We start from the raw sequence: 24727 nt of genomic DNA, 5'->3' as shown, positions 1-24727 counted from the left end.
TTCTGTCCATGTCTGAACCTCTGGATCCCGCTTTCCATTCCGAGCCCCAAAATGCCTCGCCCAGCTCAAAGGTTGCCTCGGATGCCGTCAATGGCGCTGCTGAGGGCCTGAACTGGGAGGAGCTGTGGCGGCAGCTGGAAGCGGGCTGGCAGGATCTACCCCGTCGCTCCGAAGAGACGGTGCAACAGACCCTGGCTCGCCTGCAACTGGAGTGGGGCGGGCTGTGCCGAGAGGCGCGGGATCGGCTGCAAAGCGCTCTGGAACAGTCGAGAACGGCGGGATCCCCAGAGCCCGTCCACCGAGAGCTGCAAGCGCTCTTGCCCCTGCTTAACCCCTGCCAATGGGAAGTGGTCATTGGCTCTTTGCGGCAGGCTGCGGATCGCGCCTGGGTGGCCAGCCTACTGTATCACGGCTTACAGGAACCGGCCCATCCAGATGGGATCCCTTCTTGGGCTCGGACGCTGACCTCTGACCAACGCTCTGCTCTGGAGGCGATGAGTGCCCGTGCCTATGGCAACAGCCGCCTGCCTTTGGTGATGGACAAAAGCGGCCAGATTCAAGTAAAGGCCTCAGCCGCCTTGTTGGCCGCCTTGATCGCCATCGAGATCGGCAGTGTGGGTTCGGCAGGTGCCTTGTCCTTGCTGGGCACACCGGAGCTGCGCAAGCTCTTGAATGCCGAGGGCAAGCTGCGGCGAACTGGCTTAAAACAGGGACGAACTGCCCTCACAGAAGAAGAATGGCAAACGCTGCGCCGTTGGCTGGATCCCAAGGGATCTCCTCCCGACTGGTATCTCAATCTCACTCAAGTGGGGATCCAGACCACCCAAGTAGGGGACTATGTGGCACGGCGGCTGCGGGAGTTTTTCCAGAGTGAGTGGATTAAGCTCGTGATCCCCCCCTTGTATCACCTGGTCATCGATGCAGTGCGGCTGCTGACGGGAGAAGTGTTTCTCAGCGTGGGCACCACCCTGGAATCGGCTTTGGAATCGGCAGAGGCAGGGCGGCGACTGGAGTTGGTGCTGCAAGCCTTGCCCCAGGCGCGGAACATTCCCAGACCCAACCAGATCCAGGCTGCCATCCCTGCTGTGGTGGAAGCTGCCGAGAAACTCCTCAGACCTCTGCTGGCGCGCCAGTTAATGACGGTGGCGGACATCTTCGATCCGCCCATTCGCAACGAGAGCCTAAATGAATTGGGGCGGCAGCTCAACCTCTGGAACCCCTTCCAGTTTTTGCTCACCTGGAGCACGGCCGGCTGGCTGGAGGCCCTTCTGGATCAGATCAGCGAGTTGCAGCAGACCTACCCGGAAATGCCCCTGTGGGAGAGCTATCGCCAGGGCGTTGAGACGGCAGCGCAAGCTCCACGGGTAATGGATCAGGCGGAGGCTCTGCGTCTAACGGCCAAGAGTCTGGATCCCAAGTTGGATCCCTTGGAAGATTGAGTAGATGATGCATAGGGAAGAAAATTTCCTACAGCATCCACAAAGTGAGGCTGGCAGGCTAGGTGGAATCTTTTCTACGCCAAAGACAAATCTGCACGGGTTGTAGAGGGTGGCCGGCGGACTGGTTTCCAACCTATTCCCAAGTTAGCCATCCAGGCGGCTAGGAAAACTCCATCCACGCCACCAACTGGCCACCCCCGTAAGCAAGGGGAGTGTCGAACAAAAACATGCGGGTCAAGGACGTGACCGGTAAGATCCAAGCAGGGATCCCCAAATAAAGAAACGAAGAAGAAACCAACGTGCGACATCAAGTTTTGGGGTTAGGCATTGCGGGGCTGGCGGCGGCGCGGCTGTTGCGGGCCCAGGGCTATGAAGTGCTGGTTTGGGATGAGCAAGATTCCCCTCTTCTCAGACAGCGGCAGGCTGAGCTCAATCAAGAAGGGATCCCGGTTCGGCTGGGGCAGCCTTTTCAACTGGCCGAAGGGGTGAAGCAGGTGGTGGTCAGTCCGGGCATTGCTTGGGATCACCCGCTGCTGCAGGAGGTGCGTCAACAGGGAATCCCGGTGGTGGGGGAGGCGGAGCTGGCCTGGATCTATCTTGACCACCTACCCTGGGTGGGGATCACCGGCACCAACGGCAAAAGCACCACCACGGCTCTGGTGGCGGAAATGTTCAAGGCGGCGGGGTTGCAAGGGATCCCCTGCGGCAACATCGGCCTGCCCCTGTCGCAGGTGGCTTTGGCAACGCTCCAGGGAAAGCTCAAGCCGGATTGGATCGTGGCGGAGCTGAGCAGCTATCAGTTGGAAGCCAGCAGCCGCCTCATGAGCAGTACTCCTGGAGGGCCGCCGCGCATTGGGGTGTGGACCACCTTCACTCCCGATCACCTAGAACGGCATGGGACGCTGGAGCGCTATGCCAGCTTTAAGGCTCGCCTTTTGGATCGGGCCCAGTGGCGGGTGCTCAACGGCGAGGATCCCTACCTGTGCTGCCGCCGGCAGGACTGGGAAAATACCTATTGGACTTCCCTTGTTGCTACCCAAGGCTGTTGTGACCGGGATCCCACCGCAACCCTTGACCTGCGGGAAAACCGCCTCTACATCCAGGGGGAGATGGTGGCGGAGCTGGAGGACTTTGCAGAACGCTGCCCTGGCCAACACAACCTGCAAAACCTGCTCTTGGCGGCAGCAGCAGCACGTCTAGCTGGGCTCCCCAACGCTGCCATTCAAAAAGCCATCCGATCTTTTGCCGGCATGCCCCATCGACTGGAGCGGGTGGCGCAAATCCAGGTGGGATCCACCCCTATCCGCTTTGTCAACGACAGCAAGGCCACCAACTACGAGGCCGGCTGGGTGGCGCTCAACGCCCTTTCCCCACCCATTATTCTGATTGCCGGAGGAAGGGCTAAGCAGGGGGATCCCGGCGCCTGGTTGCGGTTGATTCGGGCCAAGGTGGCCCGCGTGGTGCTGATGGGGGAGTCTGCCCCAGTGCTGGCAGAGGCCCTCCAGGGGATCCACTATACTGACGTTGAGCTGGTGCCAACCCTAGATGTAGCGGTGGAAAGAGCCTTTGCAGCGGCTTGTTCCCTTTCGCGTCAAGCTCAGAGCTTGGGGAAGCCCGCTCAACCCATCACCATTTTGCTGTCCCCCGCCTGTGCCAGTTTTGACCAGTACTCCAGCTTTGAACACCGTGGCAACCATTTCCGAGCCTGCTGCCAAGCCCTCCAGGGATCCCTGGAATGCTGAGGCTCGCTGGCTGCGCTGGCTCACCTTGATCTGGCTGGTGCTGGGGCTGATGATGCTGTTTTCCGCTTCCTACCCGGTGGCTCAGCGGATCACCGGCGATGGCCTCTACTTTTTCAAGCGCCAATTGCTCTGGGCCGGGTTGGGTCTGGGTTGCTTCTGGGTTCTGGTGCGGATCCCGCTGCGGCGCTGGTTCCCCTGGGCCGGGATCCTCTGCTTGGTGGGAGTTGGCCTGGTGTGGGCCACCCAGGTGCCGGGATTGGGGGTTTCCCGCCTGGAGGCCAGCCGCTGGCTGGATTTGAAGGTGATCCCTGTTATCCAGCCCTCGGAATTGCTCAAGCCCCTGTTGGTGTTGCAGGGATCCTGGATCTTTGGCCGCTGGTTTCACCATCCTCCCTGGTTCCGCATCCTCTGGGTGGTTATCTTCGCCTTTGCGCTCTTGGGGATCCTCGCCCAGCCCAACCTGGGCACCACGACCATCTGCGGCCTCACCCTCTGGGCTATGGCTTGGACCGCCGGGATCCCAGCTTTCACCCTTTTGGCCACAGCGGGGCTGGGGATTCTGGCGGCTGTGGTGAGCATTCTCAGCAAAGATTACCAACGGCGGCGCATCTTGGCCTTTTTGGATCCCTGGGGTAACGCCCAAGGGGATGGCTACCAGCTGGTGCAAAGCCTGTTGGCCATTGGCTCCGGCGGCCTGTGGGGCAAAGGGTATGGCCTTTCCCAGCAAAAGCTGTTCTACCTGCCCATCCAATACACCGACTTCATCTTCTCGGTGTATGCAGAAGAGTTTGGCTTGGCCGGATCCCTGTTCTTTCTGGGGTTGCTGACCTTCTACACTCTGCTGGGCTGGCGGGTGATGGGGCGCTGTCGGGAGTTGACCATTCGCTTAGTAGCCTGCGGCTGCCTGATGTTTCTGGTGGGGCAGTCGCTGATGAACATCGGCGTGGTCACCGGGGTTCTGCCCACCACAGGCGTGCCCCTGCCTTTGTTCAGCCATGGGGGTAGCTCCATTCTGTCAGGGCTGATCACAGCAGGATTGTTGGTGCGGGCAGCCCGCGAAGCAGGGTAAAGTAAGGCTGCATGTTGCCAACCCAGCAAAGGGATCCTTTCACCCAAGCAGCAAACCCAGAGGGCCAGGGATCCCTATTGGTTGGCCTCTGCTTTAGACCGGCTTCTTATGCGGCAAAATCCAGAGCTGACGTTGCAACCGAGCCTAGATCCAGCCCATTTCATCCAAAACGAGGGCAAATACGGTCGCACAACAAGCCACCAACAGTGACACATGAGCCGGTTGACCGTGGGCAATGCAAACGCCGGCTGCCACCGAAGCGCCCGTAGCAGCGGAAAAGGTGCGACCTGCCCAATTGCCTTTGGAGGGTTTGTCAGAAGGATTGAATTTGTTAAACATTTTTACAGCAGAAAGAGGATACAAAAGGAATAAACTTCATTAGGAAACGGCCTCAGATTATCACCCCCCGACCTGACTCAAGAAGGATCCAAGGCCATTCTCAATATTTCTTCGCTTAGGCTTCAATCTTTCGTAAAATTGCGCTGAGATGCTCATAATCATCCCGCAACAGAGAGCTCAACTGCCGACCTGCCTGTAAAAGCCAGTTGCGATCCCGGTTCAGGATTCGGTAAGTCTGGCGGATCACGGCAGCCACCAGCTCATCGGTTGGGATCCCGTTGACCCGTAGCAGGGTGCGCAAAAACTCGAAAGAGCGGCAGAACTCCCTCACTTCCGTATCGGAGCAGAGATAAACCGGCTGGTGAATCTGGGGAGGGCGTGGCGGCAAGTACTGATAGACCCGTCCCCCGCTGACAAAGCCGACAATGGCCGCGCGAAAATCGGTGCGCAACATGGCAAAAATCTGGGGCTGTTGCTCCCGCAGCTCCTGAGGGGAGAGGCCCAAAGCCCTGGCGCGATGGACGGTGTCGATGGGGGCGATGGCGGCATAGCAAACCACGCCATAGATCAGGTTGCCGGTCTCTTCGTCTTGGGAGCGCGTCCAACTGCCGAGAGCAGGCATGGGCGGGAAGGTCAGACGTTCCGGCTCGAAGCACTGGGCCACAAAGGTTGTGGTGTCGGCCTCCACCACTTCTCCAAAAGCAGAAGCAGGCTGGGGGGCTCTCATCGGGATCTCAGACTTCTCAAGGGTTGCTGCTGCAAAGGCCGACGGAGGGAGACAGAGGAGTCAGGAGAAAATGGAATTTTTCCAGGTTTTAAGACTTGTGAAGATAGGGGCATCCCCTTGCCCAACATTTTGCCCCTTTTGCAACGTTTTGTCCGATCCCCGGACGGCAAATCGGCAACTCAACGACCTATGAGATCCTCATTGCTAAGAAAGTTAGCCGATTTTGGGGATCCCTGCGTAATATATTTTTTCACACGCTCCCGCGCAAATTCGCCATCCTAAATATTAGCCATTCTAAGTATTGAGCAGTTGGCGAGCGGAGGGAGAAACAATGAATGCTCAGCAACGCGGCCAAATCATCGCTTCTGAGTGGATGATCGACAGCCAAAACCCGGTACACTCCATTTCTCGGCTCAAGCGTCGGGCGACCTACTCCGATGTAACCCTCTGGTGGTTGGTGGTGCAACTCAACCTGATGGAACAAAACTCTATTCATACCGATCACCGATAGGATGGACGGCACAAGAACAATCGGCCACAAGAAAATCCCAGCCCAGGGATATCCCGGATCCTAAATCCAATCTTAAAACTTAAAAAAAACAAAAGAAGAGCTGAAAGTTGAGTCGGGTTGCACCTCGAACACCAGCTCTTCTGGACAGAGTAAGGAATAGAGATAAAGAAGAACCGAGTCTCGACCCCCCTTTAATCCTCCAGAGGCAAAGCCGCCACCTGAGCCGATTGCACTGGCAAGGGGAAGAAAGGCCGCTGCACGATTTCAGTTGCCAACACACTGCGCAACTGGGCAGCTACCGCCACCGTCGTGACATCGTAGGTTTGGGTAGCCAGGCGTGGGTAGAAGCCAATGCCGAGGATCGGCAACAGCAGACAGAGGGCCACCGCCATTTCCCGCGGGCGCATATCCCCCAGGTAATCTTCCAAAACCAAGCCGGGATCCTGAGCCCCGTAGAACACCTGACGCAGCATAGAGAGCAAGTAAATGGGCGTCAGAATGATGCCCACTGCCGCCAGCAGGGCAATTCCCGCTTTGAAGGTCGGCGCATAGGCATCGCTGGTGGTCAAGCCCAAGAACACCGTCAGCTCACCCACAAATCCGCTCATCCCCGGCAGCGCCAGAGAGGCCAGGGATCCCGCTGTAAACAGGGCAAAAGCCTTCGGCATCTGCTTGGCCAACCCTCCCAACTTGTCGAGGGCAAGGGTGTGGGTGCGCTCGTAGGTGATCCCCGTCAGGAAGAACAGAACCGCGGCAATCAGACCGTGGGAGATCATCTGCAGCACTGCCCCATTGATGCCCAGCTCCGTGAAGGCGGAGATCCCGATCAACACAAAGCCCATGTGGGCAATGGACGAATAGGCCAAGCGCCGCTTGAGATGGTTCTGACCAAAGGCCGCCAACGCCCCGTAGATGATGTTCACCACACCCAACACCGCCAGCACCGGGGCGAAGTACACGTGGGCTTCCGACAACATGCCCACATTCATGCGGATCAGGCCATAGCCCCCCATCTTGAGCAGAACTCCCGCCAAGATCATGGAAATGGGAGCAGAGGCTTCGCTGTGGGCATCCGGCAGCCAGGTGTGCAGCGGAAAAATCGGCAGCTTCACCCCAAAGGCGATCAGCAAAGCCGCATACACCAACAGCTCCAAGGCTAGTGGGTAAGACTTAGCGCTCAGCTCTGCCATCTCCAGGCTGAAGCCCTCGCCGTAGAAGGCCATCGCCAGGGATCCCACCAGGATAAAAATAGAGGCGGCAGCGGTGTAGAGGATGAACTTGGTGGCGGCGTACTGGCGCTTCGGCCCACCCCAAATGGAGATGAGCAGATAGACCGGCACCAGCTCAATCTCCCACATCAGGAAGAATAGAAGCATGTCCTGCGCCAGAAACACGCCCACCTGGGCACCGTACATCAGCAGCAGCAAGAAGAAAAACAAACGCGGCTTGTGGGAGAGATTCCAAGCCGCCACAATCGACAGGGTCGTGATCAAACCGGACAGCAATACCAGCGGCAAGGACAGGCCGTCCACCGCCAGCGACCAGTGGAATCCAATTTGGGGCACCCAGGCGTAGCGCTCCGCCAGTTGCAGAGAAAAGTCCTGCAGGTCATAGTGCCGCGCAAAGACATAGGCCATCAGGCCCAAATCAAAAGCCCCCACAGCGAGGGCATACCAACGCACCCAACGGCTCTGGGGGATCAAGGGGATCCCGAAGGCTGCCAGCAGAGGCAAGAGCACCAGCACCGACAGCCAGGGAAACTCAAAAGAATTGCTCATGACCGGGAATAAATACTCATGCTCGATACCTCAATGATATGAAGCTGTGTAAACAAATGGGAAGCGATATTTACAAAAAAATCTGCGCAATAGCGCAGATCTCGAGAAGGTTTCTCCAATGCCAATCATCGAGGATCCTCAAGGGATCCGGCGCGATAGCGCTCCGTCGGGTGGATAGGCCGCCCGAGCTGGCCAGGGATCCTCCGGCCAAGCAAGATCTCGGCTCCTGAACTCCCCCGGTACCTGGGGGGGTCTACTCATCTTCGGCAAAGACAAAGCGGTGCAGCTCGTCCAGGGTTGGCTCTGGGCTTTCCAGAGCAAAAAGAACCGCGTCCTCAATCACGGCGCTGACCTCCGCGTGGATGGCTTGGAAGTCTGCCTCGGACATTAGGTTGTGCTCCAGGGCATAGCGTTCCAGTTGTTTAATGGGATCCCGCTGCCGCCAGAACTCTTTTTCCTCAGGACTGCGCAGCTCGTCAGGGTCGGCAAGGGAATGGCCCCGAAAACGATAGGTGATGCACTCTAGCAAGGTGGGGCCTTCTCCGGCACGGGCGCGGGCGATGGCCTGTTGGGCGGCCTCTCGCACTGCTAGCACATCCATCCCATCCACCTGGTAGCCGGGCATGCCAAAAGCCGGGCCTTTGCGGTAAATATCGGTGTCGGAAGTGGCGCGTTCATGGGCCATGCCAATAGCCCAGAAGTTATTTTCCACCACATAGACGATGGGCAACTTCCAGAGGGCGGCCATGTTGAGGCACTCGTAAAACTGGCCGTTGTTGCAGGCTCCATCCCCAAAGAAGCAGGCGGTTACCTGGTCAGTGCCCCGGTATTTGGCAGAAAAAGCAGCCCCCGTCGCCACTGGGATCCCTTCGGCCACAAAGGCATAGCCCCCCAAGAAATTGTGCTCCGCCGAGAAGAGGTGCATGGAACCACCCCGACCCTTGCTGCAGCCGGTGGCCTTGCCGAACAACTCTGCCATGACCGCCCGCGGCGGGATCCCGGTGCTGAGGGCATGCACATGATCGCGGTAGGTGCTGCACACGTAGTCGGTGGGCTTGAGCGCCTTGATCACCCCCGTAGAGACGGCCTCCTGGCCGTTGTACAGATGCACAAAGCCGAACATCTTGCCCTTGTAGTACATTTCGGCGCACTTGTCTTCAAACAGGCGGCCCAGCACCATGTCTTCATAGAGAAGACGAGCCTCTTCGGCAGAAATGCGAGCAGTCGTGGAGCGCGAAGTGAGTTCTTGAACCATGCTGCGGTGCAACGAATCAGAGGTATCTTAGGCGGTCAGCAGTGAGCTTTGCGGTTTGCCCATTATCTCATGCTCCAGTCTGTCTGCCACCTTACCTGGAAATCCCATCCTGCAGGGCCGAAAGCGGTTGTTTCGAGGCCAAGGGAGTTAAACTGAAAGGCTAGGGCAAGAGGCGTTTCCATTGCAGCAGCCGCATCAGGACTCCGTCCCGCAAACGCGAATCTTGAACACCAGAGGGGGGGTTTCTTCTGCTCTCGGCTTGGACGTCGATCTGCTGGAGCCGGGGGCAAGAGGTATTTGGCCAGCCAACGTGACGGGGTGCGCCCATGGGAGCCCGTTGGGTTAGCGGTTTTGCGGCGGTGTTGTTTGCGTTGGCGGTCACCCTGCTAGGGGGCTGGTATTTTACTGCAGCCATTGGGCTGATCATTTTTTTGGCCCAGTTGGAGTTTTTTCGCTTGGTGCAAGCCAAAGGCAATGCGCCGGCCATGCGCACCACCATGTTTTCCAGCCAGGTGCTGGTGATTTTGCAGCAGGTGAGGCCGGAGTGGACCAGCCCTGCCTTTATCGTGGCGGGATCGATCATCTGTTTTTATTTGCTCTTTAAGCCCAAGGTGGCCACCATTGCCGATATTGCCACCTCGATTTTGGGGTTGTTCTACTGTGCGTTGCTGCCCAGCTTCTGGATTCGGGTCAGGGCCTTGTCTTTTGCGCAAGGGCTGGGCGAAGGGCTATGGATTACGCTGCTGGCCATTGGCTGCGTGATCGCTGCCGATGTGGGGGCCTACCTGTGTGGTCGGGCCTTTGGGCGCACCAAGCTCTCCATCCTCAGCCCGAAAAAGACGGTGGAAGGGGCGGTAGCCGGGATTGCCGCCAGCATGACCCTGGCCGTGGCCGGAGCCCACGCTCTGAGCTGGCCCTGGAGCTGGCTGAGCGGCAGCGTGCTGGGTTTTTTGATTGGGTTAACTAGCCTGCTGGGGGATCTCACCGAGTCCCTCATGAAACGAGATGCGGGAGTAAAAGACTCCGGGGATCTCATTCCCGGCCACGGCGGCATTTTGGATCGGGGCGATAGCTACGTCTTTACCGGGCCGCTGGTGTTTTACTTTATGGAATGTCTGGAATGGCTCAACGCCTATTTCAGCCAATAATCGGGTTTTGTTCCTCAGCCTTCCTTTGCTGCATCTCCAAGATGACTTGTCTGACGTTTTCCAGACAGCAAAATCCCTGCGGGTTGTTCACCTGACAGCCACAGCCCCTGGCTTTGATGTGGTCGGCAATCCCCTCGAGGATAGCCTGGGGCGTTTTGGATCCCTGGAGCTCTTGCCAAATGCGCCGGCGCGTCCATCCAAAACAGTAGCAGACAGGCACGTCCTCGCCACTTTCTTTTTGAAAGACGGGAACCTTGAGGTCGTCAACCCCAAAGCTTTGACCTTCCTCAGAAAAATAGACGACGGGGCAAAGGGGATCCCGACAAAACGCATAGCTGGCGTTAGCATTAAGTTGCTCCAAAGCCTGACAAGACAGAAGGCTCTTCAGCGTAATCAGTTGAATCGGGATCCCTTGCTCCCCGCTATTTGGACACAAGGGCTGCCAAGCTTTAGCAGAAAATGGGAAAAAGGGTTCTCTTGTCATGGGTTATTAAGCTGTTGCTGTTGAAAGATAGCGCAAGAGGAACTTTTCTCCTGCTCAGAAAATTTTTGTTGACACTTTTCAATGAGTGTCGATAACTCCCCTCTGAGTTCCTGTAGATGGGCGATTGACTTGTCGATTTGTCTTAGTTTTTCAGTTAGCTTTACGTACACCTGCCAACAGGGCAGGGCTTGCCCGTTCTCCTGAAGCAGGAGCAATTCTTTGATCTCGGCCAGGGTAAGTCCCAAAGCCTTAGCGCGGGCAATGAAAGCTAGCCGCTCCAGCTCAGCTTCTCCGTAGAGGCGGTAGCCCCCCTCTGTCCTACGGGGCTTGGGGATGAGCCCCAGGCGCTCGTAGAAGTAGAGGGTTTGGGGGCTGATGCCCAACTTCTCGGCTACCTGACCCACCCGCAGCAGCTCAGACATGCCGGGTTCTCTACCCTCTCTCCAGAAGCTCTCTTAGCCTAAACCCTGTAGCTAACTACAAGGTCAAGAGAGATCCCCAGCAAAGCCCACCCCCCCAAAAGAAAACCCGACGGCTGGGAGTAAGCTTGCTAACCTAGTTAGGGTAGTCCTTTGAGCAACCCAGCCCCCGCATGACTGCTGCACCTTCCCTCGCCAACCTGCCCAGCCAGTACAACCCCTTCGAGACCGAGCCGAAGTGGCAGCGCTTTTGGGAGGAGAAGGGCTTTTACGTGGCGGATCCCAAGGCGCCGGGAGAGGCTTTTAGCATGGTGCTGCCCCCGCCCAATGTGACGGGCAACCTGCACATGGGCCATGCTTTTGCCTTTACCCTGCCGGATGTGGTGACGCGCTACAAGCGGATGCGCGGCTACAACGTGCTCTGGCTGCCCGGCACAGACCATGCCAGCATCGCCGTGCACACCATCCTGGAAAACCAACTGCGCCAAGAGGGCAAGACCCGCTTCGATCTGGGCCGCGAGGCTTTTCTGGAGCGAGCTTGGGCTTGGAAGGAGCAGTCGCAGGGAGCTATCAAGAGCCAATTGCGGCGGCTGGGTCTCTCGCTGGACTGGACGCGGGATCGCTTTACCCTCGACGAGGGGCTGAGCCGGGCGGTAACCGAGGCGTTTGTGCGGCTATACGAGGCGGGGTTGATTTACCGGGGCGAGTATTTGGTGAACTGGTGCCCGGCCACCCAGTCGGCGGTGTCAGACATTGAGCTAGACGACAAAGAGGTCAAGGGCCACCTGTGGCATTTTCGCTATCCCTTGGCCGAGGATCCCAGCCAGTATCTGGTGGTGGCCACCACTCGGCCCGAGACCATGCTGGGGGATACGGCGGTGGCGGTGAACCCCCAAGACGAGCGCTATTGCCATCTCATCGGCCAGTTCATTCGCCTGCCCATTAGAAATCGCCTCATCCCCATCATTGCGGATGAGTACGTGGATCCCTCCTTTGGCTCCGGGTGTGTGAAAATTACCCCGGCCCACGACCCCAACGACTTTGAAATCGGCAAACGGCACCAATTGCCCTTCATCAACATCCTCAATAAAGACGGCACCCTCAACGAAAACGGGGATCCTTTCACCGGCCTAGATCGCTTTGTGGCCCGAGAAAAGGTGGTGCAGTGGTTTGCCGAACATGGCCTGTTGGAGAAGGTGGAGGACTACACCCACACCGTTCCCCACAGCGACCGCGGCGGCGTGCCCATCGAGCCTTTGCTTTCCATTCAGTGGTTTTGCGATGTCTCGGGGATGGGGGCTCGCTGTTTGGAAGAGGAATACCAACGAAATAGCCCCCGCTTTATCCCTGAGCGCTGGACCAAAGTCTACACGGGCTGGCTGGAAAAGCTGCGCCCCTGGTGCATTTCTCGGCAGTTGTGGTGGGGCCATCAGATCCCAGCTTGGTATCCAGTCCTCAATGGCCAGCTTCTCGAGGATCCCCAAGCTTTTGTGGTGGCCCGCAACGGCGAGGAAGCGCTGCTCAAGGCACGGGAAAAGTTTGGCCCAGAAGTTGAGCGGGTGGAACAGGATCCCGATGTGCTGGATACCTGGTTTAGCTCTGCTCTGTGGCCCTTTTCAACCCTGGGCTGGCCGGAAGAGACCGAGGATTTCAAACGCTACTATCCCAACTCCCTGATGTCCACGGGCTTTGACATCATTTTCTTCTGGGTGGCCCGCATGGCCATGATGGGATCCCAATTTACCGGCCAGATCCCCTTCAAAGATGTGTACATCAATGGCCTGGTGCGGGATGAGCACGGCGCCAAAATGTCCAAGACCAAGGGGAATGGTATCGATCCCCTGGAGCTGCTGGACAAATACGGCACCGACGCCCTGCGCTATGCCCTGGTCAAGGAGGTGGTGGGGGCAGGGCAGGATATCCGCCTGGCCTATGACCGCAAGACCGGCGAGAGCGCCAGCGTAGAGGCCGCCCGCAACTTTGCCAATAAGATCTGGAACGCCTCCCGCTTTGTGTTGATGAACTTGGAGGGGCAAACCCCTGCCCAACTGGGATCCCCTGTTCCTGAAGCGCTGGAATTGGCCGATCGCTGGATCCTGTCGCGGCTGCACTCCACGGCCACCCAAGTTATCGCCGAGCTGGAAGCCTATGGCCTGGGCGAGGGGGCGCGCCTGCTCTACTCTCTCATTTGGGATGACTTTTGCGACTGGTACATCGAGCTGGTCAAGCCCCGGCTGCGGGGAGAAGACCTGGCTTCCAAACGCGCAGCGCAGCAGGTGCTGGCCACCGTTTTGGAAACCATTCTCAAGCTGCTGCACCCCTGGATGCCCCACATCACCGAGGAGATCTGGCAGCTGCTCACCCAGGTCAATCAAACCACTTCCATCTCTGTGCAGCCCTATCCCACCCCAGATCCCAGTTGGATCGACCCTCAACTGGAGCGGGAGTTTGGCTTGGTGATCCAAACCATTACCAGCCTGCGCAACCTGCGGGCAGAAGCCGGCCTCAAGCCCCAGCAGGCCGTCACCGCCCTCCTGGTTACCGACGATCCCACCCAGCAGCAAATTCTCAGGGCTGCCCAAGCCTACATCCGGGATCTAGCTAAGGCTGAGGCTTTGGAGATTACGGGATCCCTGGCCACGGAGCCCAAACAGGTGGCGGCTGCAGTGGTGGGCACGGTGCAGGTGCTGATGCCCTTGGCAGGACTGGTGGATGTGGAAGCGCTGCGGGCCAAACTGCAAAAAGACCTGGCCAAACTGGAAAAAGAGGCCCAAGGGATCCGCGCCCGCTTGGAGAACCCCAATTTTCTCAACCGGGCCAACCCTGAAGTGGTGCAAGCCAGTCAGGAACAACTGGCAGAGCTGGAAGCCCAGATGAGGTTACTGGGATCCAGGCTGGAGAAGCTGGGCTGAGATGGCATCAGCGCAGGCAGAGCGGCGGGGTGATGAAGGCAATCTTCCCAGGATTTGGAAAAATCGGGGTGGCGAGCCCCTACTTCTGTGTTAGGATAGGGGACGAGATCGTTGTCGGTTGTAGTGCTCGTTTCTTCTAGTCTTGACGGATTTTCACGTTTTGTATTGGCAGACGGCTCTCCGAACATCTCACCCTTTGTTACTCTCTCTTTCGGAGATCGTCTATGTCGATTTATGTTGGCAACCTTTCCTTTAAGGTGACAGAAGCGGATTTGACCGCTGTTTTTGCTGAGTACGGTTCTGTGAAGCGGGTGCAGATCCCCACTGACCGCGAGACAGGCCGCATTCGAGGCTTCGGGTTTGTGGAAATGAGCTCTGAAGCAGAGGAGCAAGCCGCCATTGCTGCGCTGGATGGGGCGGAATGGATGGGGCGCGACCTCAAGGTGAACAAAGCTCGTCCCCGGGAAGAACGCCCTGCTTTCGGTGGTGGTGAGCGGCGGCGGAGTTTTCAATCTCGCTATTGAAACGCCTGCTGAGGCTTCCCGGTAGCTGGCCAGGGGGCACCTAGGCGCGAGCCGGTCTTGGGCTACGATTCCGGGATCCAGCTGTTTCTCTAGCCTGCTTCCATTGTTCCAACAGAGGAGTTGATGAGGGATCCCGATCAACTCCTCTTACTCTTAAGATTCTTCCTTGCTCCCTGAGAGAGGAAAATAAAACGCTTGGCTTGGGTTACGGCGAGTTCGGGGATCCCTCTGGCCAAGGATCTGTCAGGTCGGCGGTCAAGGGATCCCAATCCCATCCCCAATCGCGGGCAATGGCCTGAGTAATCCCCAGTTGCCCGTGGCCAGGGTAGCGGGCCAGGGCTACCACCAGATCAACAAGCTGCTCACCGGCAGGGATCCGGCCAAAGATGTGCAGCCCATCGCGAATCTGGGATTCTTTTAGCTCGCAGAGATAGCCATCCAGGCGATTCCAATCTTCTTCTTTTTCCAGGTTGAACTGTTGGTCTAGATGCTCTGCTCGAACCAGCTCCTGAATCTGGGCGCGAATCAGGGGACAACGACTGGGATCCAACTGTTGGGCCTGCACGTACTCATCCATCAGCCGTTCCAAATCCGCCAGGGGGCCGTACAGCTCGGCGCGGGTAAGGGGCGGGGTGAGGTGGTCGATAATCACTGCCTGGGCTCGCCGCTTGGCCTGGGATCCCTCTCCTGGGTCGTTGACGATGAAGGGGTAGAAGTGGGGCATTGGCCCCAGAGCAACCTCCGGGTAGCAGGTGGCGGAAAGGGCGGATCCCTTGCCAGGCAGCCATTCCAAGTTGCCGTGCTTGCCCACATGCACCACCGCTTGAACGGCGAAGACCTGCCGCAGCCACAGGTAAAAAGCCAGGTACTCATGGGGGGGCACCAGATCCGGGGCATGGTAGTTCAAGGACGGATCCCGGTCATAGCCTCGCGGGGGCTGAATGCCTACAAACACCTGCCCTAACTGCAGTCCCACCACGGGAATATCTCGAGAGGGCGGATCCCCCCACTGCCGGACGAGGTCGGTCTGGATGGGCTCAGGCAAGCGGGCAAACCACTCTCGATAAAGGGCAGCAGAAAGGCATTGCCGAGCCGGGCGCAGGGATCCCAAGGGGTCGTAGGTCTGGCCTTCGGTTAGCCAATGGATGAGTTCATCTCCAGTCTGGGGCAGGGGATCTACTGAGTAGCCAGCTCCCGCCAAAGCTTTGAGAATTTCCACACAACTGGCAGGGGTATCCAGACCCACCCCATTGGCCAGTCGCCCGTCCCGACTGGGGTAGTTGGCCAGGATCAAAGCCAGTCGCCGCTGGGAAGGGGGGGTACGCCGCAATTTCACCCAGTTGGCCGCCAAATCGGCTACAAACTCCACCCGATCCGGCACAGCCACGTAGGCCACCACCTCCGTTTGCAAGTGGGGATCCCGCTGTTGAACCGCCTTGAAGGAAACGGCGCGGCTGATGATGCGCCCATCCACCTCCGGCAAAGCCACATTCATGGCCAGATCCCGCGCTCCCAGTCCTCGCGTGGAGTCCTCCCAGCTCTGGCGGGATCCACCGCTGAGGATTACCTGCAAAACAGGCATATCCAACTCCTGCCACAGCCTCACGTCGGGCTGGTGGCTGTCCAACCGCGCCAGCGAAAAACTGGTGGTGTTGAGCAACAGGTCAATCTGGCCGCCGAAGTGATCCCGAATGGCTGGGGGCAAGTCTGGGTCTTGAAGGCTATAGGTATACAGGCAAAGGGGTTGTAGCCCCCGCTCCACCAAGGCTTTTGCCAATTGATCCACCGGCTCTGTATTCCCCGCCAGAACATGGGCCCGGTAGAGTAAAATCCCCACCTTGGGAGCTTGGGGATCCGTCGGCGAGGCTACGGGAGGTTGGTAGATCCCAAGACGAGGCAACCCTTGTGGATCCGGCGCCGAATATTGGCCCCCTAGGAACTCCCCAGCCAGCAACAGCAGACAGGCAGCCACATTCTCCGCTCCCCCCTCCAGCCAGTACCGCCACACCCGATCCGCCACCGCCAGGGGCACAGTGGAATGGCTCACCAAATCCCAGTCGGGGCGATCGTCCCCAGGAATGACGATCAGGGTGGATCCCTCCTCGGCTGCCACCTGCTTGGCCACCTCCAGGCCATAGCTCCAGTAGGATCTCCCCCCCAACAGGCGGATCAAGATTAGCCGGGCCTGCCGCAGCACCTTCTCGGCGTAGTCATCCAGGCTGAGGGGCTGTTGCAACTGCAGCAGATTAGCTGCCCGTATGGCCGGAAAGTCTTGGGGCAAAAGACGGATGGCCGCGCTCAAAGCCGTCAGGTCCGTATCGGCTGCCGAGAGAACAACAATGGGAGCAGGATCCTGCTCCAGGAAAATGACCCCGGACTGGGTGGGATCCCATCCCCCTGGCAAAGCAGCTATTCGGTGCATGGCCGCTCTCCCAAGAGAAGGAAGCTCAGGCTTAGCGACTGTACTTGAAGCACAGAAGCACCCCAGCTCCCAGCGCTCAACTGGTCAGGAAGGGCTCCCGTAGTGGTTCCCGCTACCCAAGCATTGCCCTGTCCAAAGTGCTCCGCACTGCTGGCGCGATCGACAGCAATAGAGTCAGCCACCTCATTCGCAGGAGTTCCGAACTGGCGAGCCCACTCGATTGAATGCGAACCGTAGGCTCTCAGAAGAATTGAACTGGCAAAAAAAGTTAAAGCACTTGCGAAAACTACCCTGCCCACCCTTTTTTTCATATCCTTCAAGTCCCCCCTTGCCGACTAGGGCAGCACCGCCTAGAGCCTAGCATGGGGCAGCTTTCTGCTGGCTACTGGGGTGTTGAGCTGCCGCAGAGGGATCCCGCCCTGGCAAAGCCTCAGCCTAACGAGCGTATTTGAGTACCAAGACATCTTTCATGCCCGCTCGGGGTTGGTCAGGAAAGGCTCCCCAAGTTACCCCCGCCACCCAAAGATTTCCCCTTCTATCCGAAGCAAGAGAACCGATCCATTGACATTCTCTCCCGCCTAAAGGCGAGGGATTCTTTCCCGGTTTGTGAAACGACTTTCACTTGCCGGGCTACATTGGGCGTGAGGCCAATACCTCAACCCAATGGGGGATGCCATCACCCCAACTACTGGGACATCGAACTGCCCCAGATACTTCCGTCTCAAATTCACTGCACCCACACCGTCGCGGTGAAACCTAAAGCCACAGGCTCGGCAATGATACTCCCTACCACTGGGCTTGTGGAGCATGTTGCAGCGCGGGCACTTCTGCGAGGTGTACCGCTCCTCTTGCAACACCACCCGCATCCCCAACTGCTCTGCCTTGTAGGTGAGCATCCGCCGCACCTGTCCCGACAGCATTTGGTGGATTTTCTGGTTGGCTACCTTGTTGTACTGGGCCGACCGCCGGATATCCCGGATGTCCCCAATCACAACCGTCTGCACGCCTCTTGCTTGGAGCGTGGAGACCAACCTGGTCGTCTGCTTGTGGAAAATGTCCGCCATCTGCTTTGCCAGCCTAGCTAACTGACGCTGCTTAGAACGAACTAACCGCTTCCACCGCCGTGAGTCTCTCTTCTTGCGAGCCATTAGCCTGGAGAGCTTGCCCTTCAGCTTGTTCTGGTAACGCCTTTGGGAACGCAGCAACCGCCCGTTGGCTATGAAAGTTTCCTTCCCATCGTGGGCAACGGCCAGATGCACTTCTCCCAAATCCACCCCTGCCACTTCCCCGGCCTTTGGTGTTTCCTCTTCTTTCCTCTCCGCCTGCCGTTTGCTGGGGTCGTAGCAGGCCCGCAGCTCGTACTGCTTGCCATCCCAGCCGATTTCTACTTAGACTGGAGTCTCCCACGCCCAAGAAATGACCACAGGCGGGTTGGTCTTGCCGTTGGAAAGAACTAACTTCCCACCCCGAACCCTAATGGCAGAGGACTTCCAGATGACCTTGAAGTAGCGCCGCCGTCTTTTGGGGGGCTTGGCGGTGGGGTCGCTGTTGCGGCGGCTGCGCCAGGATTTCAGGGCAGCACAGAAGCTCTGCACTACGGCGTCAGCACTGTGGGCATGGAGCTCATTTTCTGGGCTGTTGGGGAACCAGCGCATTAAGCTTGCGGGTTTCAACCACAAACCTTTTTTACGGACTACCCGCCAAAAGGAAACGAGGGTTTGGGAATACAGCTGGCCTGCTGCCAAAGCCAACTGGTGCAACTGTGGGGAAGTTCCTAACTTGAGCCTGCGGACGCGATACACTTACTTTCACCGGTGCCCCAACTAAGACAGACTATAGCGCTCTGCGCCGCCGCAGGCGTCCGCGAAAGCGTCACGTAGCGATGAAGTAAAAGCCGCCCTTAAGGGCAGGGCTTGCAACCCAGTTTTCTTGGTCAGGGGTTCTAAACTGGTGGCTCCAGAGTTCATTGCCGATGGCATCGTAAAGGCGCACAAAGGCATCGCTAGGCAACTGACCCGGTCTGCTCGGGAAGAGTTCCACTCGCCGCAGGCACCCAAAAGAGCTGAGCTGGCAAAAGCCAGCCCTAGAGAGACAACCCTCTCCAGCGGTCGCTCCCTGTTCATATGCCCACGGCACCCTGACGGGAAAGGACTCCGTCCCGCTACCGCGTTCGCGTTAGCGTCGCGTAGCGACAACGGCGCTTCTTGACAAGGGGGCACCGCCTAGAAGTTAGCACGGGATAACTGACGGGATAACTGTTGGATGATTCTCCAACGGCAGGACTGTCCTCTGGCCGGGAACCTTCCTCAGGCGACTTGGGGTACGGGCTCAGGGTTGGGCAGCAGGCCAGCTAGGCGCGGGGAAAAACGCAGTGCTGCCTGCACAAAGGCTTGAAACAGACGGAAGTGCTCGGCTTCTTCAAAGGTGAACTCGGGGTGCCACTGCACGGCAACAGCCCAGGGGTGGGTTTCGTGTTCAATGGCCTCGATCAGCTCATCTCGAGAACGGGCAGCCAAACGCCAACCTGAGGGCACATCGCGGATGGCCTGATGGTGCCAAGAGACCACAGAGATTTCTTCTGCGCCGACGATTTGGTGTAGCCGTGTGGAGCGGATCAGGCTGACATTGTGGCGAATGGGCTTGCGATCAGCGGGGTTGAAGTGATCCAGCTCGTCGTACACATCAGGCACATGGGGGATCAGCTTGCCGCCACTGACCACATTTAACAATTGCATCCCCCGGCAAATGCCTAAAACAGGGATCCCCTGGGCCAGCACGGCCTGAGCCAAGGCCACCTCAAATCGATCCCGCTCCGCGTTCACATAGCGCACCTGGGGATGTTGCGGATCCTCTCCATAGGTGCTGGGGCAGAGGTCGCCGCCACCGGTCAACACCAGGCCATCCACCCAAGACAGCAAAACCTGGGGTTCGCTTTCGCCTGGGGGAAAAAGAACAGGGATCCCTCCGGCAGCACGAATGGCATCCACATAACGGCCTGGCGCTACAAAGTCTCCCTCGTCATTGCGGTTGCGGGTGGTAACGCCGATGAGCGGTCGATTTGAAAAAGGGGATGTCCGATTCATCCTTCTACGATAACCTTATTTCCCGATGTTGATGGTGCTATGCCTACGGCAGAGGAACCGCACCACTGTCCTGAGCAGAAAAATCCAAAGTTTTCCCCCGCGATAGGAGTTAAATCTCGTTGTTGCGCAACGCTAACGCAAAGGGATCCCAGAAATCGCCGAAGCCATTAACCTTTCCCAAGGAAGTAGCGGCGGCTGATCCCTTGGGCCAGCAAGACGAACAACACCAGGGATCCCTGAATCACACCGGCCAAAGAAGACTCCAATTGCAAAGAGAGAGGCAGTTGCAAGCTGCCGATGTTAAGACTGCTGAAGAAAAAGGCAATCGGCAAAATCAGCAGGGGGTTAAAGCCTGCCAGCATCACCACCAACAAGGCCAGAAAGCCCAAATTGCTGGAGATATTGGGGATGAGGCGATGGAACAGAGCCAACACCTGCAAGGCGCCCGCCAGCCCTGCTAAGCCCCCACAGCAGGCAAATGCCATGAGCAACCTGCGGGTAGCCGGGATCCCCAACCGGAAAGCAGCTACAGGGTTTTTCCCCACCGCCCGCAACTGCAGGCCGAAGCGAGTGTTGCCCACCACCAGCACCGTCAGGGCCAAAGCCAACAGGGCCAGCAGCAACGCCACCGGACTGGCCTCTGACCGCCCCCAGGTGGGCAACCACAGACGGGGATCCAACACTTCCGTCCCGCTCATGGAAGCCACCCCCGGCCTTTTCCAAGGGCCGAAGATCAGGTAGAGCACCCAACCTTGGGCAACAAAATTCAGCCCCAGCCCAGCGAAGATCTCGTTGACCCGCCCCCACACATTCAGGATCCCAGCCAACAGGCCCCAGCCCGCCCCGCCCAGGATCCCGGCCAAAAGCGCCAAGGTAATGGCCAGTGGCGGCGGCAACCATCCCGCTTCCAGACGCACCAGAAACGTGGCCGCAATTGCCCCGACCACCATTTGCCCTTCGATGCCCAAGTTGTAGAGACCGGCAACAAACGTAAACACCAGCCCACAGCAGCAGAGGACAAGGGGAGCCAGCGTTGCCAAAACCCGGCCAAACTGAGCTTCAGTGCCGAAGGCCCCCTGCCACATGCTGGCCGCCACCTGGAGAGGTGAAGCCCCCGCCAGCAGGATCACCCCCGCCACAAATAGCAGCGCTGCCAGCCAAGCCAATCCCTGGATTACCCAGGTACGCTCTAGAGACACCCACGACCGGCCCGATTCCGCTATTCCCGCCATGCTTTAACACTTCCTAGGATTCTTAAACTTAAGATTTTTAAACTCAAAGAGGCTCCCCGCTGCCCTGCTCCAAGAGGGGATCCAAACGGCGCACCAGTTGCCAGCCCTCCACCGCCGCCAGAGGTTGTAACCCCAAATCCCGGATCTCCACCTGTTCTGCCTGCACCGGAGATACCCAAAGGTAGTCTCCATATTCCCCTCGTTGCAGAGCCTGATCATCCACCCATCTCCCCGGATTAGGGGTATAAAAAGCGATGGCCTGGGCCTGACAGACATCCGGCAAGCCGCTGCGGCCAATATCCACCACCGTCTCCCCAGCCTCTGTCGAGGACTCCGTCCGAATAGCGCGAACGGACGGGGGCAGCATCTGGCTCCAATCCATGCGGGCAAAAGCAGGGCTGAAGTTGCCGAAATCAGGCCGCAAGACGATGGTGATCATGGCGAGGATCCCGGCCAACAAGAGGATTCCCACCCACAGCTCGCCGGCACAGCGCAACACCCGCCACCAACTGCAGATCCCTGGCAGCAAGAGGTACAAAAGACCCATCGCCACCAGCGGCCAAGCATGAGGCTGTAGGAGCTCCAGACCGTCTACGCCCAGCCGGACGGCCACCCCCAAACCCAACAGCAACAGCCCCACCGCTGCCAGGCCCCAAGAGATCACCTGAGCCAGACGGGGCTTTAAGTGCAAGGACTCCGTCCCGCTAACGCGATCCGCACCGCTGACCCGACCCCGCATAGCCAACGCTTGATCCAAGGCTACCCCGGCCAAGAGAGCCAGCCAAGGGTAAAGCTGCACGGTGTAGTAGGGGGTTTTGGTGGGATAAAGCTGCAACAACAACAGCAGCAGCAGGGGGAAAGACCAGATTAGCAGCGTGGATCCCGGCTGCTGGCGCACCAGGAGAAAGCCTCCCACCGGGGCCAAAACCGTCCACGGGAAGCCATGAACGGGAATGTGCCAAAGGTAGTACCAGCCGGTGGCATCCGCATGGAAGGGCTCTTGCCCCAGATCCCACACCTTCCCCACCAGGGTGGTCAGCACCTGTGGGCCATACACCTGCATGGCTGGACCTAGCCAGAGGCCAAAAATCCCCAAGCCCAGCCCAAGCGCCAGCCAAAATGGGGCGGATCCCATCCAGCGGCGCCGTTGCTGCACGAGATAGGGGATCAAAGCCGCCCCCGGCAGCAGGATCATGGCACTTTTCATCAGCAGGCCCAGCCCGAAGGCCACTCCGGTTAGCCAAAACCAAACCCTGTGGCCGCGGATACCGTTGACCAGCCCCAGGATCCCTAGCAGCTCCAGAAAGGTCAAGGGCACATCCTGCCCCACCAGCCGCCCCTGCTGCACCCAGAGGTAGCACAAGGGCAAAATTGCCATCCCCAAAAGGACCGCCCGCATTGGCAAAAAAGGTCGCCCAATCCAGCCCACCAGGGGAATGGAGAGCAAAGCAGCGAGGATCCCTGGCAGCCGCGCTGCCCACTCGTTTACCCCGTACAGGGCAAAACTGAGGGCCACGCTCCAGGTGAGCAGAGGGGGTTTCTCGAAAAAAGGCTCCCCCAAAAAAGTGGGCCCCAGCCAATGCCCTCCCCGCAGCAGCTCGCGGGCCATTTGGGCATAAAAGCTCTCGTCGCAGCCAGCCAAACTGGGATCCGCCCCCGAAAGCACAAACAGAGGCACTGCCAGGCCCATGACTAGTAGGCTTAGGCCCCAAAAGGGCACTAGGTGCGGGTCGCGGCGAAACTGAACGAAGGAGCTGGATCCCGGCAGGGATCTGCGGCTAGGAGAACTGCCCAGACGGTTGGGGTTGCCGAAAGGACGCATGGGACAAGTCAGCAAGGGGCGGCTCTAACCAGACTAGACAAGGACTCCGTCCCGCTTACGCGAGCGGCAGAATTTTTTAGGGAAGCTCCAGAGATCCAGAGGAGCTCTAAGGACTCCGTCCCGCTTACGCGAACAGCCTGGCCCAGTCCTCCCGGCCACGACTGAGGAAAAAGGACTCCGTCCCGCTGACGCGATAGGCTGCCAAGCGGACTTGGGTTTTGCGGATCCCACGCAGGGTGGTTTCCTGTTGCTCGCTTAAGGACTCCGTCCCGCTGACGCGAACGGGGTCTTGATCCAGGCGTAACAAGGCTTGCACAATGGCTTCCGTTGTTTCAGAGCCCAGAGCACAGCTCGACTGGGCCAACATTCCCAAATCGAAGCCAAAGGTTTCAGAAAGGACTCCGTCCCGCTTACGCGATAGGAAAAAGAGGCCAGCTTTGTAGGCAATTAAGCTGTAGTAGCGAAAGTAGCCAACAATCTGCAAGACCAGAGCCGACTGGCGGTGTTGTAGGGCTGCCTCGGCCAACAAGCGGTACTGCTTGAGCAGGTTGTAGCCGCTGCGGATGTCTCGCGCGTTGTTCGCGTTAGCGGTGCGGAGCACTGATGACGGCCCGCAGATAGGTGTTGAAAAACTTGATCACCCACCCCGCTACCGTGAGTTGTTGGGCTTCCAGGGCGCGGATCCCCAGCTCCCGGCTGTGAATGGCCACCAGGGTGCTCGCCTGGCGCATGCCGTTTAGCCCTAAGGACTCCGTCCCGCTTACGCGATCGGCAAATAAGGCTTGATACTGCCGCAGGATCTTCAGCTCCAGCCAGGATCCTTCTGCCTCGATCCGGCCCAGCAGGCCCCTATCCACCGAAGCAAAGTCCGGATCCCGCCACAGAGCTGGAGTAAGGAGAAACCAGGCAGGGGGCAGTTGTGCTTTGTGAGCGGCATAGAAGACCCATAGAGACTTCAGGCTATCCAAGGCTTCCAGGAGAATGCTCCCCTCCTGCTGGCGGAGAGCGCTGGTGGCGATGCTTTTGATCTCATCGAGGGCAGACAGGCAGCGCTGATGAGCTGGCGAGCATTCGCCCATTGGAGAGTGCTGCTCTGTTGCTATGCCTACGGCACCCTGTATTCCTGCGCATCGCTGTTGCTGCACAACGTTGTCGTGACGAGGCCGCAGTTGCAGTGAACAACGGGAGAAATAGCCCCTCTTGGATCCGGAGTCCGATCCTGATCTCCTGGAAGCAAGGGATCCCAGGATGGCCTGCCGCACTTGCTGCTCAATGGGATGGATAATCGAAGCCGGCTGCAAAAAGTGAGACACGAAGCGAAAGTAGGGGATCAGCATCAAAAACGAAGCTGTGCCCAGCAGCAGATTCAGCCCGACGAGCAACCCTGGAGGGTGTTGCTCCGCAACGCCAACACGAACGTAAAAGCCCAGGGCTGCCGAACTCCACAAACTGACCACATTGGCCAAAATCAGGAAAAAGAAGAGGTAGAAATTGACTTTCTCGCGCAAAAACAGCTCCGTGACCTTTGGCGTGAAGCGATCCGCGCTCAACTGCACCACAATGGCCACCACCGAGAGGGTAAAGCCCAGCACCCCCGACAACACCTGAGCCAAGGTGGTTACAAATTCCTGCAAAGCTTCTGTATCCTGCGTGGATCCCGCCCGAACCAGGTTCAACCCGCTCTGGATCCAGCGGTGCCCACCCCAAGCCCAAAGCAAACCTGCCCCCACCACTGCAGCACTCCAGGGCAGAAAGCGGGGGCGACGCCCAACAAAGCCTGGATCTGTGTGTCTCTCTTTCACAATGGCCCTTCTCAGAGAG

Annotated in this window: 21 protein-coding genes; 7 read left to right on the top strand and 14 right to left on the bottom strand. The window is 58.5% G+C overall.

Translation table 11 applies throughout. The features are described 5' to 3' along the window. Positions 1-8 precede the first annotated feature (8 nt). The 3 genes from ACVWXF_RS02530 to ACVWXF_RS02520 all read left to right on the top strand — a co-directional run bounded on the left by ACVWXF_RS02530 (position 9) and on the right by ACVWXF_RS02520 (position 4250). Positions 9-1439: a hypothetical protein gene (locus ACVWXF_RS02530; RefSeq protein ID WP_457473542.1), complete on the top strand. Its 1431-nt coding sequence runs from the start codon at positions 9-11 to the stop codon at positions 1437-1439. Between the two features lie 299 nt (positions 1440-1738). After that, complete coding sequence (murD, locus tag ACVWXF_RS02525) at positions 1739-3181, top strand: UDP-N-acetylmuramoyl-L-alanine--D-glutamate ligase (RefSeq protein WP_457473541.1); 1443 nt, start codon at positions 1739-1741, stop codon at positions 3179-3181. Next, a complete protein-coding gene (locus ACVWXF_RS02520; RefSeq protein ID WP_457473540.1) occupies positions 3126-4250 on the top strand; it encodes an FtsW/RodA/SpoVE family cell cycle protein in 1125 nt (374 codons plus the stop codon). Before murD ends, ACVWXF_RS02520 begins: the two co-directional genes overlap by 56 nt. A 144-nt stretch (positions 4251-4394) precedes the next feature. Here the strand turns inward: ACVWXF_RS02520 and ACVWXF_RS02515 are convergent, their stop codons facing one another. Then, positions 4395-4589, bottom strand: a complete 195-nt coding sequence (locus ACVWXF_RS02515) for a hypothetical protein (protein ID WP_414409501.1) — start codon at positions 4587-4589, stop codon at positions 4395-4397. A gap of 115 nt (positions 4590-4704) precedes the next feature. Next, positions 4705-5316, bottom strand: a complete 612-nt coding sequence (locus tag ACVWXF_RS02510; protein ID WP_011431963.1) for a hypothetical protein — start codon at positions 5314-5316, stop codon at positions 4705-4707. A gap of 331 nt (positions 5317-5647) precedes the next feature. On the opposite strand from ACVWXF_RS02510, the gene ACVWXF_RS02505 reads away from it, so the two are divergent. Further along, positions 5648-5827, top strand: a complete 180-nt coding sequence (locus ACVWXF_RS02505) for a hypothetical protein (RefSeq protein ID WP_011431964.1) — start codon at positions 5648-5650, stop codon at positions 5825-5827. A 191-nt stretch (positions 5828-6018) separates the two neighbouring features. Here ACVWXF_RS02505 and ACVWXF_RS02500 read toward each other — a convergent pair whose 3' ends face one another. Beyond that, on the bottom strand, positions 6019-7605 hold the full coding sequence (locus tag ACVWXF_RS02500; protein ID WP_457473539.1) for an NAD(P)H-quinone oxidoreductase subunit 4: 1587 nt from the start codon (positions 7603-7605) through the stop codon (positions 6019-6021). A 253-nt stretch (positions 7606-7858) separates the two neighbouring features. Then, entirely contained in the window at positions 7859-8860 is a 1002-nt protein-coding gene (pdhA, locus tag ACVWXF_RS02495; protein WP_414350741.1) for a pyruvate dehydrogenase (acetyl-transferring) E1 component subunit alpha, read from the bottom strand. Between the two features lie 326 nt (positions 8861-9186). Here pdhA and ACVWXF_RS02490 point away from each other — a divergent pair, with 326 nt between their 5' ends. Continuing rightward, the gene (locus ACVWXF_RS02490) at positions 9187-10008 is read left to right on the top strand and encodes a phosphatidate cytidylyltransferase (RefSeq protein ID WP_457403230.1); all 822 of its coding nucleotides are present in this window, start codon (positions 9187-9189) and stop codon (positions 10006-10008) included. On the opposite strand, the gene ACVWXF_RS02485 is transcribed toward ACVWXF_RS02490, so the two are convergent. Both ACVWXF_RS02485 and ACVWXF_RS02480 read right to left on the bottom strand, forming a co-directional pair. Further along, the gene (locus tag ACVWXF_RS02485) at positions 9998-10492 is read right to left on the bottom strand and encodes a putative iron-sulfur cluster-binding metallochaperone (RefSeq protein WP_457473538.1); all 495 of its coding nucleotides are present in this window, start codon (positions 10490-10492) and stop codon (positions 9998-10000) included. The two genes, ACVWXF_RS02490 and ACVWXF_RS02485, sit on opposite strands and share 11 nt — an antisense overlap. After that, positions 10489-10914 (bottom strand): heavy metal-responsive transcriptional regulator, encoded by a 426-nt coding sequence (locus ACVWXF_RS02480; protein ID WP_414401614.1) that lies wholly within the window; start codon positions 10912-10914, stop codon positions 10489-10491. Before ACVWXF_RS02480 ends, ACVWXF_RS02485 begins: the two co-directional genes overlap by 4 nt. 170 nt (positions 10915-11084) lie before the next feature. Between ACVWXF_RS02480 and ACVWXF_RS02475 the strand changes: the two genes are divergently transcribed. Continuing rightward, complete coding sequence (locus ACVWXF_RS02475; RefSeq protein WP_457473537.1) at positions 11085-13823, top strand: valine--tRNA ligase; 2739 nt, start codon at positions 11085-11087, stop codon at positions 13821-13823. Positions 13824-14047: 224 nt separating this feature from the next. Further along, a complete protein-coding gene (locus ACVWXF_RS02470) occupies positions 14048-14347 on the top strand; it encodes an RNA recognition motif domain-containing protein (RefSeq protein WP_457394815.1) in 300 nt (99 codons plus the stop codon). 205 nt (positions 14348-14552) lie between these two features. On the opposite strand, the gene cobN is transcribed toward ACVWXF_RS02470, so the two are convergent. The 8 genes from cobN to ACVWXF_RS02430 form a co-directional block, all read right to left on the bottom strand. After that, positions 14553-16769, bottom strand: coding sequence for a cobaltochelatase subunit CobN (cobN, locus tag ACVWXF_RS02465; RefSeq protein ID WP_457395706.1), 2217 nt, complete (start codon positions 16767-16769; stop codon positions 14553-14555). Between the two features lie 578 nt (positions 16770-17347). Further along, positions 17348-18124 carry an RNA-guided endonuclease InsQ/TnpB family protein gene (locus tag ACVWXF_RS02460; protein WP_457473556.1) on the bottom strand — a complete coding sequence of 259 codons (777 nt, stop codon included), beginning with the start codon at positions 18122-18124 and terminating at the stop codon, positions 17348-17350. A 33-nt stretch (positions 18125-18157) separates the two neighbouring features. Continuing rightward, a complete protein-coding gene (locus tag ACVWXF_RS02455; RefSeq protein WP_457388257.1) occupies positions 18158-18442 on the bottom strand; it encodes a hypothetical protein in 285 nt (94 codons plus the stop codon). Positions 18443-19075: 633 nt separating this feature from the next. Continuing rightward, complete coding sequence (locus tag ACVWXF_RS02450) at positions 19076-19852, bottom strand: gamma-glutamyl-gamma-aminobutyrate hydrolase family protein (protein WP_414389413.1); 777 nt, start codon at positions 19850-19852, stop codon at positions 19076-19078. A gap of 167 nt (positions 19853-20019) precedes the next feature. Next, the gene (locus ACVWXF_RS02445) at positions 20020-21084 is read right to left on the bottom strand and encodes an ABC transporter permease (RefSeq protein WP_011431976.1); all 1065 of its coding nucleotides are present in this window, start codon (positions 21082-21084) and stop codon (positions 20020-20022) included. A gap of 43 nt (positions 21085-21127) precedes the next feature. Continuing rightward, a complete protein-coding gene (locus ACVWXF_RS02440; RefSeq protein ID WP_457473536.1) occupies positions 21128-22921 on the bottom strand; it encodes an ArnT family glycosyltransferase in 1794 nt (597 codons plus the stop codon). 109 nt (positions 22922-23030) lie between these two features. Continuing rightward, positions 23031-23507 carry a hypothetical protein gene (locus tag ACVWXF_RS02435; RefSeq protein ID WP_457473535.1) on the bottom strand — a complete coding sequence of 159 codons (477 nt, stop codon included), beginning with the start codon at positions 23505-23507 and terminating at the stop codon, positions 23031-23033. After that, complete coding sequence (locus tag ACVWXF_RS02430) at positions 23491-24708, bottom strand: DUF2254 family protein (protein WP_457473534.1); 1218 nt, start codon at positions 24706-24708, stop codon at positions 23491-23493. The genes ACVWXF_RS02435 and ACVWXF_RS02430 overlap by 17 nt, the downstream gene beginning before the upstream one ends. Between the last annotated feature and the right edge of the window lie 19 nt (positions 24709-24727).

It is taken from the genome of Thermostichus sp. MS-CIW-40 (assembly GCF_054058315.1).
The sequence above is the reverse complement of the archived record's forward strand: the minus strand, read 5'-3'. Positions and strand labels throughout refer to the sequence as shown.

Coding starts and splice junctions, on each gene's coding strand:
- ACVWXF_RS02510 (WP_011431963.1), bottom strand. CDS start 5,316: ATGAGAGCCCCCCAGCCTGCTTCTGCTTTTGGAGAAGTGGTGGAGGCC.
- ACVWXF_RS02480 (WP_414401614.1), bottom strand. CDS start 10,914: ATGTCTGAGCTGCTGCGGGTGGGTCAGGTAGCCGAGAAGTTGGGCATC.
- ACVWXF_RS02445 (WP_011431976.1), bottom strand. CDS start 21,084: ATGGCGGGAATAGCGGAATCGGGCCGGTCGTGGGTGTCTCTAGAGCGT.
- pdhA (WP_414350741.1), bottom strand. CDS start 8,860: ATGGTTCAAGAACTCACTTCGCGCTCCACGACTGCTCGCATTTCTGCC.
- ACVWXF_RS02490 (WP_457403230.1), top strand. CDS start 9,187: ATGGGAGCCCGTTGGGTTAGCGGTTTTGCGGCGGTGTTGTTTGCGTTG.
- ACVWXF_RS02505 (WP_011431964.1), top strand. CDS start 5,648: ATGAATGCTCAGCAACGCGGCCAAATCATCGCTTCTGAGTGGATGATC.
- ACVWXF_RS02450 (WP_414389413.1), bottom strand. CDS start 19,852: ATGAATCGGACATCCCCTTTTTCAAATCGACCGCTCATCGGCGTTACC.
- ACVWXF_RS02485 (WP_457473538.1), bottom strand. CDS start 10,492: ATGACAAGAGAACCCTTTTTCCCATTTTCTGCTAAAGCTTGGCAGCCC.
- ACVWXF_RS02475 (WP_457473537.1), top strand. CDS start 11,085: ATGACTGCTGCACCTTCCCTCGCCAACCTGCCCAGCCAGTACAACCCC.
- ACVWXF_RS02530 (WP_457473542.1), top strand. CDS start 9: ATGTCTGAACCTCTGGATCCCGCTTTCCATTCCGAGCCCCAAAATGCC.
- cobN (WP_457395706.1), bottom strand. CDS start 16,769: ATGCACCGAATAGCTGCTTTGCCAGGGGGATGGGATCCCACCCAGTCC.
- ACVWXF_RS02500 (WP_457473539.1), bottom strand. CDS start 7,605: ATGAGCAATTCTTTTGAGTTTCCCTGGCTGTCGGTGCTGGTGCTCTTG.
- ACVWXF_RS02515 (WP_414409501.1), bottom strand. CDS start 4,589: ATGTTTAACAAATTCAATCCTTCTGACAAACCCTCCAAAGGCAATTGG.
- ACVWXF_RS02470 (WP_457394815.1), top strand. CDS start 14,048: ATGTCGATTTATGTTGGCAACCTTTCCTTTAAGGTGACAGAAGCGGAT.